This is a genomic window from Streptosporangium saharense, from assembly GCF_014203715.1.
GTDB classification, from domain to species: domain Bacteria; phylum Actinomycetota; class Actinomycetes; order Streptosporangiales; family Streptosporangiaceae; genus Streptosporangium; species Streptosporangium saharense.
In genome coordinates this window covers 381,860-397,130 of sequence record NZ_JACHJP010000004.1, presented here as the reverse complement: position 1 = coordinate 397,130, position 15,271 = coordinate 381,860, and the positions used below count along the sequence as shown (strand labels likewise).

Annotated in this window: 17 protein-coding genes; 10 read left to right on the top strand and 7 right to left on the bottom strand. The window is 69.4% G+C overall.

Features of this window, described 5'->3' with window-relative positions; genetic code table 11:
* Positions 1-6: 6 nt before the first annotated feature.
* The 5 genes from FHS44_RS21540 to FHS44_RS21520 all read right to left on the bottom strand — a co-directional run bounded on the left by FHS44_RS21540 (position 7) and on the right by FHS44_RS21520 (position 3,527).
* The gene (locus tag FHS44_RS21540) at positions 7-768 is read right to left on the bottom strand and encodes an ABC transporter permease (protein ID WP_184717379.1); all 762 of its coding nucleotides are present in this window, start codon (positions 766-768) and stop codon (positions 7-9) included.
* Between the two features lie 9 nt (positions 769-777).
* On the bottom strand, positions 778-1,542 hold the full coding sequence (locus tag FHS44_RS21535; RefSeq protein ID WP_184717377.1) for an ABC transporter ATP-binding protein: 765 nt from the start codon (positions 1,540-1,542) through the stop codon (positions 778-780).
* Positions 1,542-1,943, bottom strand: coding sequence for a DUF1048 domain-containing protein (locus tag FHS44_RS21530; protein ID WP_184717375.1), 402 nt, complete (start codon positions 1,941-1,943; stop codon positions 1,542-1,544). Before FHS44_RS21530 ends, FHS44_RS21535 begins: the two co-directional genes overlap by 1 nt.
* On the bottom strand, positions 1,940-2,275 hold the full coding sequence (locus FHS44_RS21525; RefSeq protein ID WP_184717373.1) for a PadR family transcriptional regulator: 336 nt from the start codon (positions 2,273-2,275) through the stop codon (positions 1,940-1,942). The genes FHS44_RS21530 and FHS44_RS21525 overlap by 4 nt, the downstream gene beginning before the upstream one ends.
* Before the next feature lie 94 nt (positions 2,276-2,369).
* Positions 2,370-3,527, bottom strand: coding sequence for a DUF418 domain-containing protein (locus FHS44_RS21520; protein ID WP_184717372.1), 1,158 nt, complete (start codon positions 3,525-3,527; stop codon positions 2,370-2,372).
* A gap of 53 nt (positions 3,528-3,580) precedes the next feature.
* Here FHS44_RS21520 and FHS44_RS21515 point away from each other — a divergent pair, with 53 nt between their 5' ends.
* Entirely contained in the window at positions 3,581-4,120 is a 540-nt protein-coding gene (locus FHS44_RS21515) for a PadR family transcriptional regulator (RefSeq protein WP_184717370.1), read from the top strand.
* Between the two features lie 67 nt (positions 4,121-4,187).
* Here FHS44_RS21515 and FHS44_RS21510 read toward each other — a convergent pair whose 3' ends face one another.
* Positions 4,188-4,787 carry a helix-turn-helix domain-containing protein gene (locus FHS44_RS21510; protein ID WP_184717368.1) on the bottom strand — a complete coding sequence of 200 codons (600 nt, stop codon included), beginning with the start codon at positions 4,785-4,787 and terminating at the stop codon, positions 4,188-4,190.
* 110 nt (positions 4,788-4,897) lie between these two features.
* Here FHS44_RS21510 and FHS44_RS21505 point away from each other — a divergent pair, with 110 nt between their 5' ends.
* The 6 genes from FHS44_RS21505 (at position 4,898) to FHS44_RS21480 (ending at position 11,264) form a co-directional block, all read left to right on the top strand.
* On the top strand, positions 4,898-6,103 hold the full coding sequence (locus FHS44_RS21505; RefSeq protein ID WP_184717365.1) for an MFS transporter: 1,206 nt from the start codon (positions 4,898-4,900) through the stop codon (positions 6,101-6,103).
* A 69-nt stretch (positions 6,104-6,172) separates the two neighbouring features.
* The gene (gene ngcE, locus FHS44_RS21500; RefSeq protein ID WP_184717363.1) at positions 6,173-7,582 is read left to right on the top strand and encodes an N-acetylglucosamine/diacetylchitobiose ABC transporter substrate-binding protein; all 1,410 of its coding nucleotides are present in this window, start codon (positions 6,173-6,175) and stop codon (positions 7,580-7,582) included.
* A 3-nt stretch (positions 7,583-7,585) separates the two neighbouring features.
* Positions 7,586-8,491, top strand: a complete 906-nt coding sequence (locus FHS44_RS21495; RefSeq protein ID WP_184717362.1) for a carbohydrate ABC transporter permease — start codon at positions 7,586-7,588, stop codon at positions 8,489-8,491.
* On the top strand, positions 8,491-9,321 hold the full coding sequence (locus FHS44_RS21490) for a carbohydrate ABC transporter permease (protein ID WP_184717360.1): 831 nt from the start codon (positions 8,491-8,493) through the stop codon (positions 9,319-9,321). The genes FHS44_RS21495 and FHS44_RS21490 overlap by 1 nt, the downstream gene beginning before the upstream one ends.
* Complete coding sequence (locus tag FHS44_RS21485) at positions 9,321-10,508, top strand: ROK family transcriptional regulator (protein WP_184717358.1); 1,188 nt, start codon at positions 9,321-9,323, stop codon at positions 10,506-10,508. The genes FHS44_RS21490 and FHS44_RS21485 overlap by 1 nt, the downstream gene beginning before the upstream one ends.
* 3 nt (positions 10,509-10,511) lie before the next feature.
* Entirely contained in the window at positions 10,512-11,264 is a 753-nt protein-coding gene (locus tag FHS44_RS21480) for a PIG-L deacetylase family protein (RefSeq protein ID WP_184717356.1), read from the top strand.
* Here the strand turns inward: FHS44_RS21480 and FHS44_RS21475 are convergent.
* On the bottom strand, positions 11,251-12,129 hold the full coding sequence (locus FHS44_RS21475; protein ID WP_184717354.1) for a LysR family transcriptional regulator: 879 nt from the start codon (positions 12,127-12,129) through the stop codon (positions 11,251-11,253). The two genes, FHS44_RS21480 and FHS44_RS21475, sit on opposite strands and share 14 nt — an antisense overlap.
* Before the next feature lie 126 nt (positions 12,130-12,255).
* On the opposite strand from FHS44_RS21475, the gene FHS44_RS21470 reads away from it, so the two are divergent.
* The 3 genes from FHS44_RS21470 to FHS44_RS21460 all read left to right on the top strand — a co-directional run bounded on the left by FHS44_RS21470 (position 12,256) and on the right by FHS44_RS21460 (position 14,937).
* Positions 12,256-12,738, top strand: coding sequence for a cupin domain-containing protein (locus FHS44_RS21470; protein WP_221461110.1), 483 nt, complete (start codon positions 12,256-12,258; stop codon positions 12,736-12,738).
* Complete coding sequence (locus FHS44_RS21465) at positions 12,735-14,069, top strand: MFS transporter (protein WP_184717352.1); 1,335 nt, start codon at positions 12,735-12,737, stop codon at positions 14,067-14,069. Before FHS44_RS21470 ends, FHS44_RS21465 begins: the two co-directional genes overlap by 4 nt.
* Before the next feature lie 61 nt (positions 14,070-14,130).
* On the top strand, positions 14,131-14,937 hold the full coding sequence (locus FHS44_RS21460; RefSeq protein WP_184717350.1) for an SAM-dependent methyltransferase: 807 nt from the start codon (positions 14,131-14,133) through the stop codon (positions 14,935-14,937).
* Positions 14,938-15,271: the final 334 nt, after the last annotated feature.

Genomic DNA, 15,271 nt, shown 5'->3' with positions numbered 1-15,271 from the left:
CGTGGCCTAGGCGATCCTGCGGCGGTAGGTGTTCATCGCGAAGAGGTAGGCCACGACGAGGATGCCCACGCACCAGGCCAGGGCGATCCAGATGTCCGTGCCGACCGGCTGTTCGGTGAACAGGGCGCGGATGGCGTTGACGATGGAGGTCACCGGCTGGTGCTCGGCGAAGAGGCGCAGCGGGCCGGGCATGGTGGCGGTGGGGACGAAGGCCGAGCTGAGGAAGGGCAGGAAGATCAGCGGGTAGGAGAAGGCGCTGGCGCCCTCCACGGTCTTCGCGGACAGTCCGGGAATGACGGCGATCCAGGTCAGGGCCAGGGTGAACAGGATCAGGATGCCGACGACCGAGAGCCAGGCCGTCACGGGGGCGCTGGAACGGAACCCCATGGCCAGGGCGACGAGCATGACGATGGCCAGGGAGATGAGGTTGGCGACCAGGGAGGTCAGCACGTGGGCCCACAGGACGGCCGAACGGGCGGTGGGCATGGACTGGAAGCGTTCGAAGACGCCGCTCTTGAGGTCGGTGAAGAGGCGGAAGGCGGTGTAGGCGATGCCCGAGGCGATGGTGATGAGCAGGATGCCGGGCAGCAGGTAGTTGACGTAGGAGTCGGTGCCGGTGTTGATCGCGCCGCCGAACACGTAGACGAACATGAGCATCATGGCGACCGGCATGATCGCGGTGGTGATGACGGTGTCCACGCTGCGGGTGACATGGCGCAGGGATCGTCCCAGCAGGACGGCGGTGTCGCCGAGGAAGTGCCTGGTCATGGGGGGTTCCTAGGTGTTCGTGCCGGTGAGGGTGAGGAAGATCTCCTCCAGGGTTGGCTGCTTCTCCACGTACTCGACCTTGGCGGGCGGCAGCAGCCGCTTGAGGTCGGCGAGGGTGCCGTCGACGATGATGCGGCCCTGGTGGAGGATCGCGATCCGGTCGGCGAGGTGTTCGGCCTCGTCGAGATACTGGGTGGTGAGCAGGACCGTGGTGCCCTGGGCGGTGAGGTCCTTGACGGTCCGCCAGACCTCCAGGCGGGCCTGGGGGTCCAGGCCAGTGGTGGGTTCGTCGAGGAAGATGATCGGCGGGTCGCCGATGAGGCTCATCGCGATGTCGAGGCGGCGTCGCATGCCACCGGAGTAGGTGGCCGCCCTGCGTCCCGCGGCGTCGGTCAGGGAGAAGCGGCGCAACAGGTCGTCGGCGACCTGGGCGGGGTTGGCGAGGTGGCGCAGCCGGGCGACCAGCATGAGGTTCTCCCGGCCGGTGAGGATCTCGTCGACCGCGGCGAACTGCCCGGTCAGACTGATCGACTCGCGGACGTCCGCCGCCTGGGTGGTGACGTCGAAGCCGTTGACACGGACGACTCCTGCGTCGGGCTTGAGCAGGGTGGACAGGATCCGCACGGCGGTGGTCTTGCCGGCCCCGTTGGAGCCGAGCAGCGCGAAGACGCCGCCCCGCGCCACCTCGAAGTCCACACCGCGCAGGACGTGCAGGTCCTTGTAGGACTTGCGCAGGTCACGCACCTGGATGGCGGGGGTTTGCTGTGTTCTCATCAGACGGTTCCGTCCTCCTCGCCCGCGGCGCGGGCGACGGCGTTGGTGAAGCGGGCGCGTTCGCGGGCCCTGTACTGTCCGGCCGGGTAGTTCTGGATGAAGGCCTCGACGAACTCCACGGGGTCGTCGCCGAAGAGGTCGCGGATCGGGGTTCCGTCCGACACACTCTGTTCGAACAGGTCGGCCAGGTCCTCGTACATCTCCATCGCGCCCGCGCCGTCGACCGGGCCGAAGTGCATGAGATAGCGCTCCAGAGCCTCGACCGCGATGCGGTAGTTCTCGGGAAGCTGCTTGATCCGCGCCTTGTACTGCCGGTAGCGCCTCTTCTCGTCCAGCGACCCGGTGACGACCTCCAGGTACTTCAGGTAGCGGCTCTTCGACTCGTCCGGTTCTCTGGTCATGCCTGGTCGCCCCCTTGGCGGAGTTGTTCAAGTCGTTCGGTGAGGAAGGCCCAGGTTTTCCAGAACTCCTCCAGGTACTCCCGGCCCTGGGCGTTCAGGGAGTACACCTTGCGTGGCGGCCCCTTCTCCGAGGGGACCTTCGCCACGTCGACCAGGCCGCGCTGTTCGATCCTGACCAGCAGTGCGTAGATGGTGCCCTCGGCGATGTCGGAGAAGCCCTGCTCACGCAGCCATGCCGTGATCTCGTAGCCGTATGCGGCCCGGGTGGAGAGGATCGCCAGGACGATGCCCTCCAGTGTTCCCTTGAGCATCTCGGTGGCCTGTCTGCCCATGGAGTGCCCTTTCCCTTTCGACTACTTGGTGCTGCTAGCTACCGGTAGAAAGTAACACTGACTACCGGTACTTAGCAACACCGAATACACCGAATCAGGAGGGGTTCACCGGGGTCCGCCGACCGGTGCCGAGGGTGACCACCCGCAGGCCGTACTCGATCGGGCCGTGACGGTGGGACCGCAGCCACCGGGAGCTCAGCCAGAGCAGGAGCGTGTAGATCGCGACGGCCACGCCCATCGCCGCCGGGGGCGCGAGCCGTCCGGCCAGGCCGAGGCCGTAGCCGGTGAAGACCAGGGCGACCAGCACGGACTGCCCGACGTAGTTGGAGGCGGTCATCCGGCCCGCCGGACCGAGGACGTCGATGAGGGCCGGGAACCTCCGCAGCACCCTCAGCAGGGTGGCGACGAAGGCCGCCGACAGGAAGAGGGAGGTCACCGTGTTGACGGCCAGGCCGTACAGGGCGAACTCGTCGGGGCGGCCGGAGGCCCAGGCGAAGAAGACTGCGCCGGGCAGTCCGACCAGGAAGCCCGTCCACTGCACGCGCGGGATCAGGTGCTCCCAGCGTTCGCGCCGCTCAAGCAGCCGCGACCTGCCCGCGGCCAGGCCGTACAGGAACAGGGCAAGCGCGGTCGGGCCCTGGAAGGCCCAGACGAACAGCGCGTAGGGCGGGTAGTTCTCCGCCTGGAAGGTGAGGAAGCCGAGCGGCCCGTCGGTGACGAGGTGTACGGCGCGCGCCCCGGCGGCCGGGTCGGCGGCGGGCATCGTGGCGGACGTCGTGGCGGCCGTGGGGTCGAGGGAGGTCAGCCAGCCCAGGGCGGCCCAGACCAGGGTGAGGAACCCGATGAGGCAGGAGCCGACGATGACGGCGGTCCGTGGCCTGATGTTCCGCATCGGCAGCAGGACCACGCCGAGGACCGCGTAGAGGGTGAGGATGTCGCCGAACCACAGGAGGAACCCGTGGAGCAGGCCGAGCACCAGCAGGGCCAGGCAGCGGCGGAGCATCCTGGCCCGCACCCGGTCCTCGCCCCACGAGCGCATCTGGAGGGTGAACGAGTAGCCGAACAGGAACGCGAAGATCACGTAGAACTTGGTGAGGACCAGGGCACTGACGGCGAACCCGACCGGGTTGTCGACCTCGGGCAGGGCGCCGAGCGCGATGTGGGCGGGGTCGGCCAGGTAGCCGATGTTGGCGAGCAGGATGCCGAGGAGCGCGAAGGCCCGGATGGCGTCGATCTCACGGACTCGGGACATGGCGGTAAGCTACTATCTATTAGAAATATCTGCCAGATATAAGGAGGGGCCGGATGGCACGCCGCAGTCAGACCGAGATGGCCGTCCTGGGGGCGCTGAGCATGCAGCCCATGACCGCCTACGCGCTGAGAGAGGCCATCCGGGACGTCCTCGGCCACTTCTGGAGCGAGAGCTTCGGCCAGATCTATCCCACTCTGCAGGCTTTGGAGCAGCAGGGACACGTGGAACGCCGCGAGGGACCCCGGGCCGGTTCGTCCACCTTCGTTATCACCGCCTCGGGCACCGCCCACCTGCACGAACTGCTGAGCGAGCCCATCACCACGACGCCCTCGCGCAACGGGCTCCTGCTGCGCCTGTTCTTCGGCCGGACCCTGGGATCTGACAGGTGCCGGGAGCTGATCCTGCAGGCCAGGGCGGACGCGGAACGCAGCCTCGCCGACTACGAGGAGCTGCGCCGTACGGTTGCCGTCGAGGACGCTGGTTCACCGGACCTGCCGTACATCATGACCACGATCTCGGCGGGCAGACACAGCGCCCAGGCCCTCATCGCCTGGACCGAGGAGGCCCTCACCCTGCTCGACGGAGCAACCTGACCTGTTTTCTGTCGGTATGGCACGACCAGGCTGGCACCGTACGGCATGGGCCTGCGGATGGCCGTGTTCAAGGGGACGGCTGCGGGCGGGGGTGGGGTTTTGCGCGGATGTGCATGCGTTCTCCCTGGCGGCCGAACAGGTTGAGGACCTCGACGGAGGAGCCATCCGCCGGACCGAACCAGTGCGGCAGCCGGGTGTCGAACTCGGCGGCCTCCCCCGGCCCCATGACCAGGTCGTGGTCGGCCACGATGAGCCGTAGCCGCCCGGACAGCACGTACAGCCACTCGTAGCCCTCGTGGGTGCACGGTTCCGGCCGGTTCTGCTCGGCGGGAATGATCGACTTCCACGCCTGGAGGGGACCCGGCTGGGTCGTCAGCGGGATCACCGTCCGGCCGTTGCGGACCCGGGGCCTGCACCGGACCCGTGGGTCGCCGACCTCCGGCGCCCCGACGAGTTCGTCCAGCGGCACCTGGTGGGCCTGGGCGATGGGCAGCAGGAGTTCCAGGCTCGGGCGGCGTTGGCCCGCCTCCAGCCTCGACAGCGTGCTCTTGGAGATGCCGGTCGCCTCCGACAGCGCGGCCAGGGTCACGCCGCGCTGGGCGCGGATCTTCCTGAGCCGGGGGCCGACCCGGGCCAGCGTCGCGGCGATCGGGGATTGCTCGTCCATCTCCCCATTCCAGTCACCTGTCCCAGAAATGGCAACGGAAGTTGTCGATTCGCCATCAGGAACCACACCATCGGGCCGGATGCCACCGATCCCCCGAAGGAGATCCCCATATGTCCCTACACGTGACACCCAGGAGACTGCCGTTCGGCGTCTACCTGCTCGCGTTCAGCCTGTTCGCGATGGGCAGCGCGGAGTTCCTGCTCGCCGGGGTCCTGCCCGCCATCGCGGACGACCTGCGGATCACGCTGTCCTCTGCCGGTGCGCTGATCTCGGCGTTCGCCGTCGGGGTCGTCGTCGGCGGGCCTCCGCTGGCCATCATGACGCTGCGCTGGCCACGGCGGACCACCCTCGTCGTCACCCAGGTCCTCTTCGCCGTCTCCGTGGCGGTCGGTCTTCTCACCGACAGCTACCCGGTGCTGCTGACCAGCCGTTTCGTCTGCGGCCTCGCCTACGCGGGGTTCTGGGCGGTCGCGGCGGTCACCGCGATCGGTCTCGTCCCGTCCGACCGCACCGCGCGTGCCTCCGGGGTCGTCGTCAGCGGTCTCAGCCTCGCGATGATCGCCGGTGGCCCGGCGGGCGCGCTGATCAGCTACTTCACCGGGTGGCGGGGCGGATTCTGGGGGGTGATCGCCCTCACCGTCGCCGGTGCGGTCCTGACCCTGCTCGTCCTGCCCGTGACGGCCACGGGCACCGAACCCAGTGTCAGGCGTGAGCTTCGCACGATGGGACGGCCCCGGCTGTGGGTCGTCTACGCCGTCACCATCCTGAGCACCGCCGCCTACATGGTCTCGTTCAACTACCTCGCGGCGTTCCTGACCGAGGTCACCCGCGTCCCCGGCGTCTGGGTCCCGGCGATTCTCGCGCTGTTCGGCGTCGGCGCCTTCGCCGGTCTCTCCTTCGGGGGCAGGATCGCCGACCGGCGGCCCTCCCACGCGCTCCTGCTCGGGGCGGCCGGGATCCTGGTCAGCTCGGTCCTGCTCGCGGTCCTCGCCCGGCACGCGTTCGCGGTCATCCCGCTCGTCCTGCTCCTCGGGATCGCCGGGTTCGTGCTGAACCCGGCCATCTACGGGCGGGTCTTCACCATCGCGTCCGAGGCGCCGACGCTCGCCGGGGCCACCACCGTCTCGGCGTTCCAGCTCGGCATCAGTCTCGTCCCCGCGTTCGCCGGGATCGCCTTCGACGCCGGTGCCGGTGTCGTCTCCGTCGCGTGGATCGGCGCCGGTCTGGCGGCGGCCACCGCGCTGGCGGTGCTCCTCGACCGACGGCTGAGTCGTCGGGACCGCATCGGCGCAGGTGAGGCTTCCTTGACGCGCTGAGGAGCCGCGACCTATAGTCGGCCGCTAATCGTCTGGAAGGTATCCGGACGGTTAGCGCCAGGAGGAAGCATGTCCCCCACCCGCCGCGACGTCCTGCGCGGGCTCGGCCTCGCCGCGCTCGCCACCCCTCTCGCCGCCTGCGTGACCACCGGCCGCGACACCGCCCCCAGCCCGACCCCCTCCGCCGCCGCGACCTCGACGAACAACCCGCTCGGCGTGGACGCCACCCGGCGCCTCGAAGTCGTCATCTTCAGCGGCGGCAACGGCGACAAGTACGCCGTGGACCTGCACGAGGCCGCCTACCGCAGGGCCTACCCGAAGGCCGAGATCAAGCACGTCGCCACGCAGAAGGTCGGCACCCAGCTCCGCCCCCGCTTCATCGCCGGGGACGTGCCCGACGTGGTCAACAACTCGGGCCCCGAGGCGCTCGACCTGCAGTCGCTGGTCCAGGAGGGACACCTGGCCGACCTCACCCCGCTCTTCGAGGCCCCCTCCCTGGCCTTCCCCGACAGGAAGGTCAAGGACACCCTCGTCGGCGGCGCCTACGAGAACTCGCTGATCGACGGCGTGCCGAGGGTCCTGCAGTACACCGTCGCCCACCGCGCCCTCTGGTACAACGCCAAGCTCTTCGAGGCAAAGGGCTGGACCGTTCCCAGGACCTGGGCGGAGTTCAACGCCCTCGGCGAGGAGGCGAAGAAGGCAGGGATCGCCCTGTTCGCCTACCCCGGCCAGGTCGGGCCTTTCTACCAACTCTGGAACCTCGTCTACAGCGCCGCCAAGGTCGGCGGCAACAAGGTCATCATCGACATCGACAACCTGGCCGACGGCGCCTGGACCGCCGAGCCGGTACGGCAGGCCGTCGCGGCCTGGGCGCAGGTCCAGAAGGACTACGGGGACAAGGCCTACTTCGGTCTCGACCACACACAGACCCAGGTCAAGCACCTGCAGGACAAGGTCCTGTTCTACCCGTGCGGCTCCTGGCTGGAGAACGAGATGGCCAAGGACAAGCCGGACACCTTCGAGTACGCCATCGCCCCGGTGCCGAGCATCACCGCCGCGGACGCCCTGCCGTACGAGGCGATCATGATTGGGGTCTCCGAGGCCTTCTTCGTCGCGGCCAAGGGGAAGAACCCGCAGGGTGGCCTGGACTACCTGCGCATGATGCTCTCCAGGGAGGGCGCCCGAGGCTACACCGAGATGACCAAGAACCTCACCATCGTCAACGGCCTGGTGGACGGCCTGAAGCTCACCTCGGCGGTCAACAGCGCCGCCAAGGCCCAGGAGGCGGCCGGGAAGAACACCATCACCGACGCCCGCTTCGAGACCTGGTACAAGGAGCTGTTCGACCACGGGCAGACCCAGACCAACTCGGTCATGGCCGGTCGTATCACCGCCGACCAGTTCTGCGAGAACATGCAGAAGAAGGCGGGCGAACTCAAGGCCGACTCCTCCATCGCCAAGCAGACCCGGACCGTCTGACCGATGAGGCGGCACGGCTTCGTCGCGGGATTCCTGCTCCTGCCCGTCGTTCTCTACGGCGTCTTCGTCATCAGCCCGTACGTGCAGGCGTTCCAGATCGCGCTGACCGACTGGCGGGGAGTCTCGGCCAAGCTCAACTTCGTCGGGCTGGACAACTTCCGGCGGATGTTCGGCAACGAGACCTTCTGGCAGGCGATCCGCAACCACGCGGTCCTGCTCATCGCCATGCCGCTGGTCACCGTCCTGCTCGCGCTGCTGTTCGCCTACCTGCTGAACGTCGCGGGTGGCTCACGCGGCGGCACGATGACCGGGGTCAGGGGCTCCGGCTTCTACCGGGTCGTCTTCTTCCTGCCGCAGGTGCTCGCGGTGGCGGTGGTCGGCGTGCTGTTCAAGGCCGTCTACCGCCCCGACGCCAGCGGCGTGGTCAACGGCGCCCTCGTCAAGCTCGGCATGGAACCGGTCGGGTGGCTGACCGACCAGAGACTCGCGCTCTGGTCGATCATCGCCGTCATGGTCTGGCAGGCGGTCGGCTTCTACGTCGTGCTCTTCTCCGCGGGGATGGCCGCCATCCCGAGGGACGTCTTCGAGGCGGCCGCCCTGGACGGCGCGAGCCGTACGAGACTGTTCTTCTCCATCACGCTGCCGCTGCTCTGGGACACCGTCCAGGTCGGCTGGATCTATCTCGGCATCGCGGCCTTCGACGGCTTCGCCCTGGTCAACGTGCTCTCCATCGAGCAGGGCGGGCCCGACGGCGCGACCACGGTGCTGGCCACGGAGATCTACAAGAACGCCTTCGGCTACTCGCGGTTCGGCTACGCCTCGGCGCTCGGTGTGGCGCTGTTCTTCCTGACCCTCACCTTCGCCGCGCTGACGATGCGGGTCACCAGGCGCGAGAGGATCGTCTACTGATGGGCCGCAAACTCTTCGGGGGTGTTTCGCAGGCCGTCCTCGCGGTGTGGGCGCTGCTCATCATCGCCCCGCTGATCTGGACGCTGCTCGCCTCGTTCAAGAGCAACGGTGAGATCTTCGGCGACGCCCTCCAACTGCCGGGTGAGCTGCGCTGGGACAACTGGGCGCGGGCCTGGGAGCGGGCCAACGTCGGCCGGTATCTCCTCAACACGGTGATCGTCGTCTTCTTCGGCGTCGCGGGCACCATGCTGCTCAGCTCCATGGCCGCCTACGTGCTGGCCAGGTTCAGGTTTCCCGGCAACCGGCTGATCTACTTCCTGTTCGTGTCGGGCATGGCCTTCCCGGTCTTCCTCGCCCTGGTGCCGCTGTTCTTCGTGGTCGACGGGCTCGGGTTGCTCAACACGCACGTCGGGCTGGTCCTGGTCTACATCGCGTACTCGCTGCCCTTCACCATCTTCTTCCTCACGTCCTTCTTCCGGGGGCTGCCCGACGCGGTCGCCGAGGCGGCGATGATCGACGGGGCCTCCTACACGCGGACCTTCTTCCAGGTCATGCTGCCGATGGCCAAGCCCGGGATGGTCAGCCTGACCATCTTCAACGTGCTCGGCCAGTGGAACCAATACCTTCTCCCCCTGGTGCTGCTCCCCGGGGACAAGAGCAACTGGGTCATCACCCAGGGCATCGCCGACATCTCCACCATCGCCGGATACGAGGCGGACTGGCCTGCCCTGTTCGCGGCGCTCAGCATGACGGTTCTGCCGGTGGTGGTGGCCTATATCGTCTTCCAGCGGCACATCCAGTCCGGACTGACGTCAGGAGCAGTGAAGTAGTGTCCACCGGCAATCCCACCGTCTTCCGCACCCTCAACGAACGGGCGGCCCTGGAACTGCTGCTCCGGCACGGCTCCCTCACCCGCGCCGAGCTGGAGTTCCACACCGGGCTCTCCAAGGCTTCGGCCGCCGAGGTGCTGCGCCGCCTGGAGAACGGGCGGCTGGCGCGCAAGGCCGGCACCAAACCCGGCAACGCGGGCCCCGCCGCCCAGCTCTGGGAGCTGAACGGCTCGGCCTCCTGGGTCGCCGGGCTGGACCTGACGGCACGCGCCGTCGAGGTCTCGGTGTCCGACCTCACCGGCGAGGTCCTCGGCCGCCACCAGGCCGAGGCCCCCGGCGTGGGTACCGACGCGGTGGCGTTCCTGACCGAGGCGGTGCAGGCGGCGGCCCACGACGCCGGGATCACCCTCGACGACCTCGACCAGATCGTGCTGGGGGTGCCCGGGGTCGTCGAGGCGGGTGGCCACCGGCTGAGCCAGGCGGTGCAGCTTTCCGGCTGGTCACACCTCGACGACCTCGGTGACCTGCGTGAACAGCTCGGCTCCCACCGCTTCAGGCTGGAGAACGACGTCAACCTCGTCGCGATCCGCGAGCTTGAGGAGCACAAGGGCACCAGCTTCGTCCTCTTCTGGGTGGGAAGCGGAGTCGGCGCCGGGGTCGTGCTCAACGACGTCCTGTGGCGCGGCGTCACCGGGCGGGGCGGCGAGGTCGGTTCGGTTGTCGTTCCCGATCCGGTGAGCCGAGGGCGGCTCTACGGTCCCGACGGCGGCCCGCTCGGCGCCCTGCTCGGTACGGCCCCGCTCGCCGAGTTGGCCGGGGCGCACGGGCTGGAGGTCGAACCCACCCTGCGCGCGGTCACGGAACTCCTGCGCACCGACCCTCCTGCCGGGTTCCTCGACGACGTCGCCAGCCGGGTCGCGCTCGGCGTGACCGCGGCCGTCGGCGTGCTCGACCCCGGCTACGTCGTCCTCGGCGGCCCCGTCTGCACGGCGGCCGGTGAACCGTTGCGCTCCCGCGTCGCCGAACTCCTGGCCCCCACCGGTCTGGCGCCCGTCACCGTCGCCGTCAGCCGCGTCAGCGGCAACGCCGTACTCGAAGGTGCCGTCCGTCACGCCCTCGACCTGGCCCGTGAGCAGGTCTTCCACGCCGGTACGGCAGGCCGTACCGGACTTGTCAACGAAAGCTGAGAGATGTTGCGCACCCTGGTGATCGCCGCCCACCCCGACGAACCCGAGCTCTACGCCGGTGGCGTCTCCGCCCTGCTGTCCGAGGCGGGACACGCGGTGAAGTTCCTGACGCTCACCAACGGAGACGCCGGGCACCACGAGCTCGAACGGGCTCCGCTGGCCCGCCGCAGGGCGGAGGAGGGACGGCGTGCGGCCGACGCCCTCGGAGTTGTCGACTACGAGATCTTCGACGTGCATGACGGCCTTCTTGAACCGACCGTTGAGCTGCGCCTGCGGGTGATGCGGGAGATCCGCGCCTGGCGGCCCGACCTGCTGATCGCCCTGCACGGTGACGGCGCGGGACACCCGGACAACCGGGCCGCCGGGAAGCTGGCCGAACAGGCCGTCGAGCTCGTCACCGTGCGCAACGTCGAGTGCGGCAAGCCCGCCCTGGAACGGCAGCCGGTCTGCCTGCTGATGACCGACTACGCCTCGGCCCCCGTGCACCGGGACGACGTGGTGGTGGACGTGACGCCGGTGACGCGGGCCAAGCTGGACGCCTGTCTCGCGCACGCCTCCCAGTTCCTGGAGTTCGCCCCGTTCCAGCGCGGTTTCCTGGACCAGGTGCCCCCGGCCGACGACGTGGACGCCTGCCGCGAGTTCGTCGGCAAATACTGGCCGGACCTCTTCGCGTCGGAGACCTTCCAGCTCGCCCCGTACGGCAGGCGGGCCGACGCGACCGAACTGCGGCGGTTGATGCCGTTCATCCGGGGGTGACGCGGGTCAGGCTGTGCAGCAGGTGGCGAAGGGCCGGGGTGGGCGGGCCAGGGGGGACGGCCAGCGAGGTGGTCAACCGTGGTCCGGCGAGCGGCCGGATGGCGACCCTGGGGAACTCCGGCAGTCCCGCCACCTCGTAGAAGACGGTCCAGGACGGGGCTTCCGCTCCGATGCGGGCGAGGGTCTCCTGGAGGGTGGTGAACGGCGGTCCCGACGGCGGCGCCACCCCGGCGTCCCGGCAGGCCCCGGTCACCAGATCATGGAAGGGCGGATTGTCCTCCCGCGAGGCGAGCCTGAGGGGAAGCCTCGCCAGATCCCGGAGCCCGATCTCCGCCGAACGCGCCAGGGGATGTACGGCGGGCAACGCCACGTACAGCGGATCCGTCCAGACGGGGAGCAGTTCGAGGCCGGGCGCGTCGGTGAGCGCCCTGACCAGGGCGGCGTCGAGTTCGCCGGTGCGGACCGCGGCCAGGCGGGCGGGCAGCGGGAGCCGACGGAGCCGGACCTGGAGGCGCGGCGCGACGGCGGCCAGCTCGTTCAGGGTGCGGAAGACCCGGTCGCCGGGGCCGTGCACGATCCCGAGGCGTAGGACACCGTCGATGCCCGCGCCGATGTCGGCGGCCACCTGACGCGTGTGACGCACGGCGGCGAGTACGGCACGCGCCTCGGGCAGCAGGCGTTCCCCGGCGCCGGACAGGCGAACGTGCCGGGTCGAGCGGTCGAACAGCGGCACGCCGAGTTCGCGTTCGAGGCGGCGGATCTGCTGGCTGACCGCCGACTGCACGATGCTGAGCCGGTCGGCCGCCCTGCCGAACCCACCCTCCTCGGCGACCGCCACGAAGTATTCGAGCTGCCGCAACTCCATCCGCGTCCCCTGATTCATCTCGATCGGTGATAACTGCACGTCATAACCGGTTCTGGTTCGCGGCTTCTTCCCGGACTCCAATGGATTCCGATCCTTTTTTCCCGGTTTTTCCCGGAAGGAGCCCCCATGACCGGCACCCAAGCACGCGCCTTCGTCATGCCCGCCGACGCCGCGGAGATCGTCGAACTCTCCGAGGGCGGCGCGTTCACGCTGCTCGCCGACGCGAGCCACACCTCGGGCGCGCTCGGCGCCAACCGGCTGAGGCTGGGCAGGGGACGCGACGGCGCCCGTCCCCACTTCCACGCCCTTTCCACCGAGCTGTTCCATGTCCTGACCGGGGACATGGAGTTCCTCCTGGGGGACGAGCGGGTGACGGTCTCCGCGGGCGGGCTTGTCGTCGTGCCGCCGGGGCTGCCGCACGCGTTCGGCGCGGCGCCCGGGGCGGAGGCCGACGTGCTGGTCGTCCTGACGCCGGGGGTCGAACGCTTCGGATACTTCAGGCGGCTGGGACGCGGCCAGCCCTTCGACGACCTGCTGCCGGAGCAGGACCGCTACGACGTCCACTTCGCCGACGACGCCGCCTGGCAGTCCATGCGGAACTCTCGATGAGCGCCCCCGGGGCGCTGTCCACGGCCCTGCGGCTCGGAGGGCTGTTCGGCCCGGTGGTCTTCGGCGTCACGGCCGCCGCCGTGGCGCTGCCCCGGGTCGCCGCCGCGCTGCACGCCACTCCCGCGCAGGTCGCCTGGGTTCTCACCGCGCATGCCCTGGCGCTCGGTGTCGGCGTCGCCGTCCTCGGACGGCTGACGGACTCGCTGGGGGCGCGCGTCACGCTGGCGGTCGCGTCGTCGGCGCTGGTGGTCGGGGCGGTGGTGTGCGCGACGGCGCCGACCCTGGCCGTGCTGGTCGCGGGACGACTGGTGCTCGCGGCCGGGTCCGGAGGCATGGCGGCGGTCGCGGTGGCGCTGCTCGCGGGCGTGGACCCCGCCGACCGTCCCCGGGTGCTCACGGGGTACGGCACGCTCATGGCGGTCTTCGCGGCGGCCGCCACCCTGGTCGGCGGCGTCGTGACGACCTGGATGAGTTGGCGGGTCGCCATGGTGCTTCCTGTGCTGTCGATCCTGGCCGTGCCCTTCTGCCTGCCGCTCGCCGTACGGCCCGGATCGCGCAGGCCGATCGACGTCACCGGAGCGGTTCTGCTGACCGTGACCGTGAGCGGTCTGCTGGTGCTCATCCAGTCCGGGACGCTCGGCCTCGCCGTCCCCGTCGTCGTCGCGCTGGCTGTGGTGTTCGTCCTCGCGGCCGGATGGCTGGCCTGGCGGGTGGCCCGGCGCCCCGGTGGTTTCGTCCCGCGTCAGGTGGTCGGCGACGTCCCCTGGCTGCTGGCGGCGGCCGTCGGCGCCGGGGTCTTCGCAGGGCTGTTCGCCGTGATGTACGTGGTTCCGCAGATCCTTTCCCGGTCACACGGCTGGAGCGTGCTCGCCGTCGGCGTCGCGTTGCTGCCGGGTGCCGCGTTCGGCGCGGTGCTGTCCCGCCGCGTGGGCCCGCTCGCCGTACGGCATGGCTATCTCGTGCTGGCCGTCACCGCGCTGGCCTCGGCGATCGCCCTGGCCGGTGCGGCGACGGGCCGGGGTGGCCCCTGGCCGCCGGTGGTCGCGGCCTCGCTGTGTCTCGCCGCGTTCGCCCTCACCCAGGTCGTCGTCACCGGTGACGTGTCGGCGCGGCTGCCTCCCGCGCTGCGCGGGGCCGGGATGGGCCTGCTCAACCTGGCGTTCTTCGTGGGCGGCGGGGTCGGCTCCGCTGTCGCCGGGACGCTGGCGCAGACGGTGGGCCTGTCCGGCACCCTGGCGGTCGTCGCACTCTTTCCGCTCCTCGCCGCCTGGCTTTCCCGAAAATCCCGATTTTTCCGTCAAGAAGGTGAGATACGAAGGCGTAAGGGGTGATTTACGGATATAAGTTGATCTTGGTGGTACGGCAGGCGCAACCGGAAGGCAGTGATCAAGGATGTCAGACGTCCCCCAGGACCGGGTCGCCCGCGTCGATCTGCAGACCAACCGGCCGCACTCGGCGCGGGTCTACGACTACATCATGGGCGGCAAGGACAACTTCGCCCCCGACCGGGAGACCGCGGCCCAGGTGCTGGCCGACTGGCCGGGGCTGCGCACCTCGATGCTGGCCAACCGGGCCTGCATGCACCGGATGGCCCATCACCTCACCGGCCTGGGGATCCGGCAGTTCATCGACATCGGCACCGGCATCCCCTCCTCGCCGAACCTGCACGAGGTGGTCCAGGAGACCGTGCCCGACGCGCGGGTCGTCTACGTCGACAACGACCTCATCGTGCTGATGCACGCGCGCGCCCTGCTGACCGGCACGCCCGAGGGACGCATCGCCTACATCCAGGCCGACATGCGCACCCCCCGGGCGCTTCTCGACGACTCCACGCTCCACCAGGTGATCGACTTCTCCCAGCCGGTCGCGCTCACCGTGATCGCGATGCTCCAGTTCGTCGAGGACGCCCAGGGAGTGATCGAGGCGCTCCTCGAACCGCTCCCCTCGGGCAGTTATCTCGCCATCACCATCCCGACCGGCGAACTCGCCCCCGAGTCAGAACGCCTCGCCCGCGAATACACCGCCAGGGGCATCCCCATGTATCTGCGCGGCCGCAGCGAGGTGGAACGCCTCTTCTCCGGCCTGGAACTGCTCGCCCCCGGAATCGTCCCCATGCCCCACTGGCACCCCACCCCCGACGAAACCCCCCTCCCGGAAACCGCGACCAACATGTACGCCGCAGTGGCCAGAAAACCGTAGGACATTTCGCGGCGCGCGGTGAAACGCCGAAACCATTCATCATCGCCATTTCGTACGGCTGCCGCTGATCCCCTCCTTGGCGGGGCCGTACCCGATGACATCGGGGCAGTTCAGGGGATTTTCCGGAGCGTTCGGGAAGCCGTTGATCCTGAACGGGAGGGCGCCTCGGGTGCCCGCCTTGTCTTCCTGGGCGCGGCGTGGACCGTTCGAGGAGCACGCGGGCCGATCCTGGGAGCGCCGGAAACATTCGGTTCCGTGATGGAGTTTCGGAACTGCCATACGGAATGAGACATCGCCGTAGGTCGTATACGGCCGAACGTGATCGGAGAAGTCC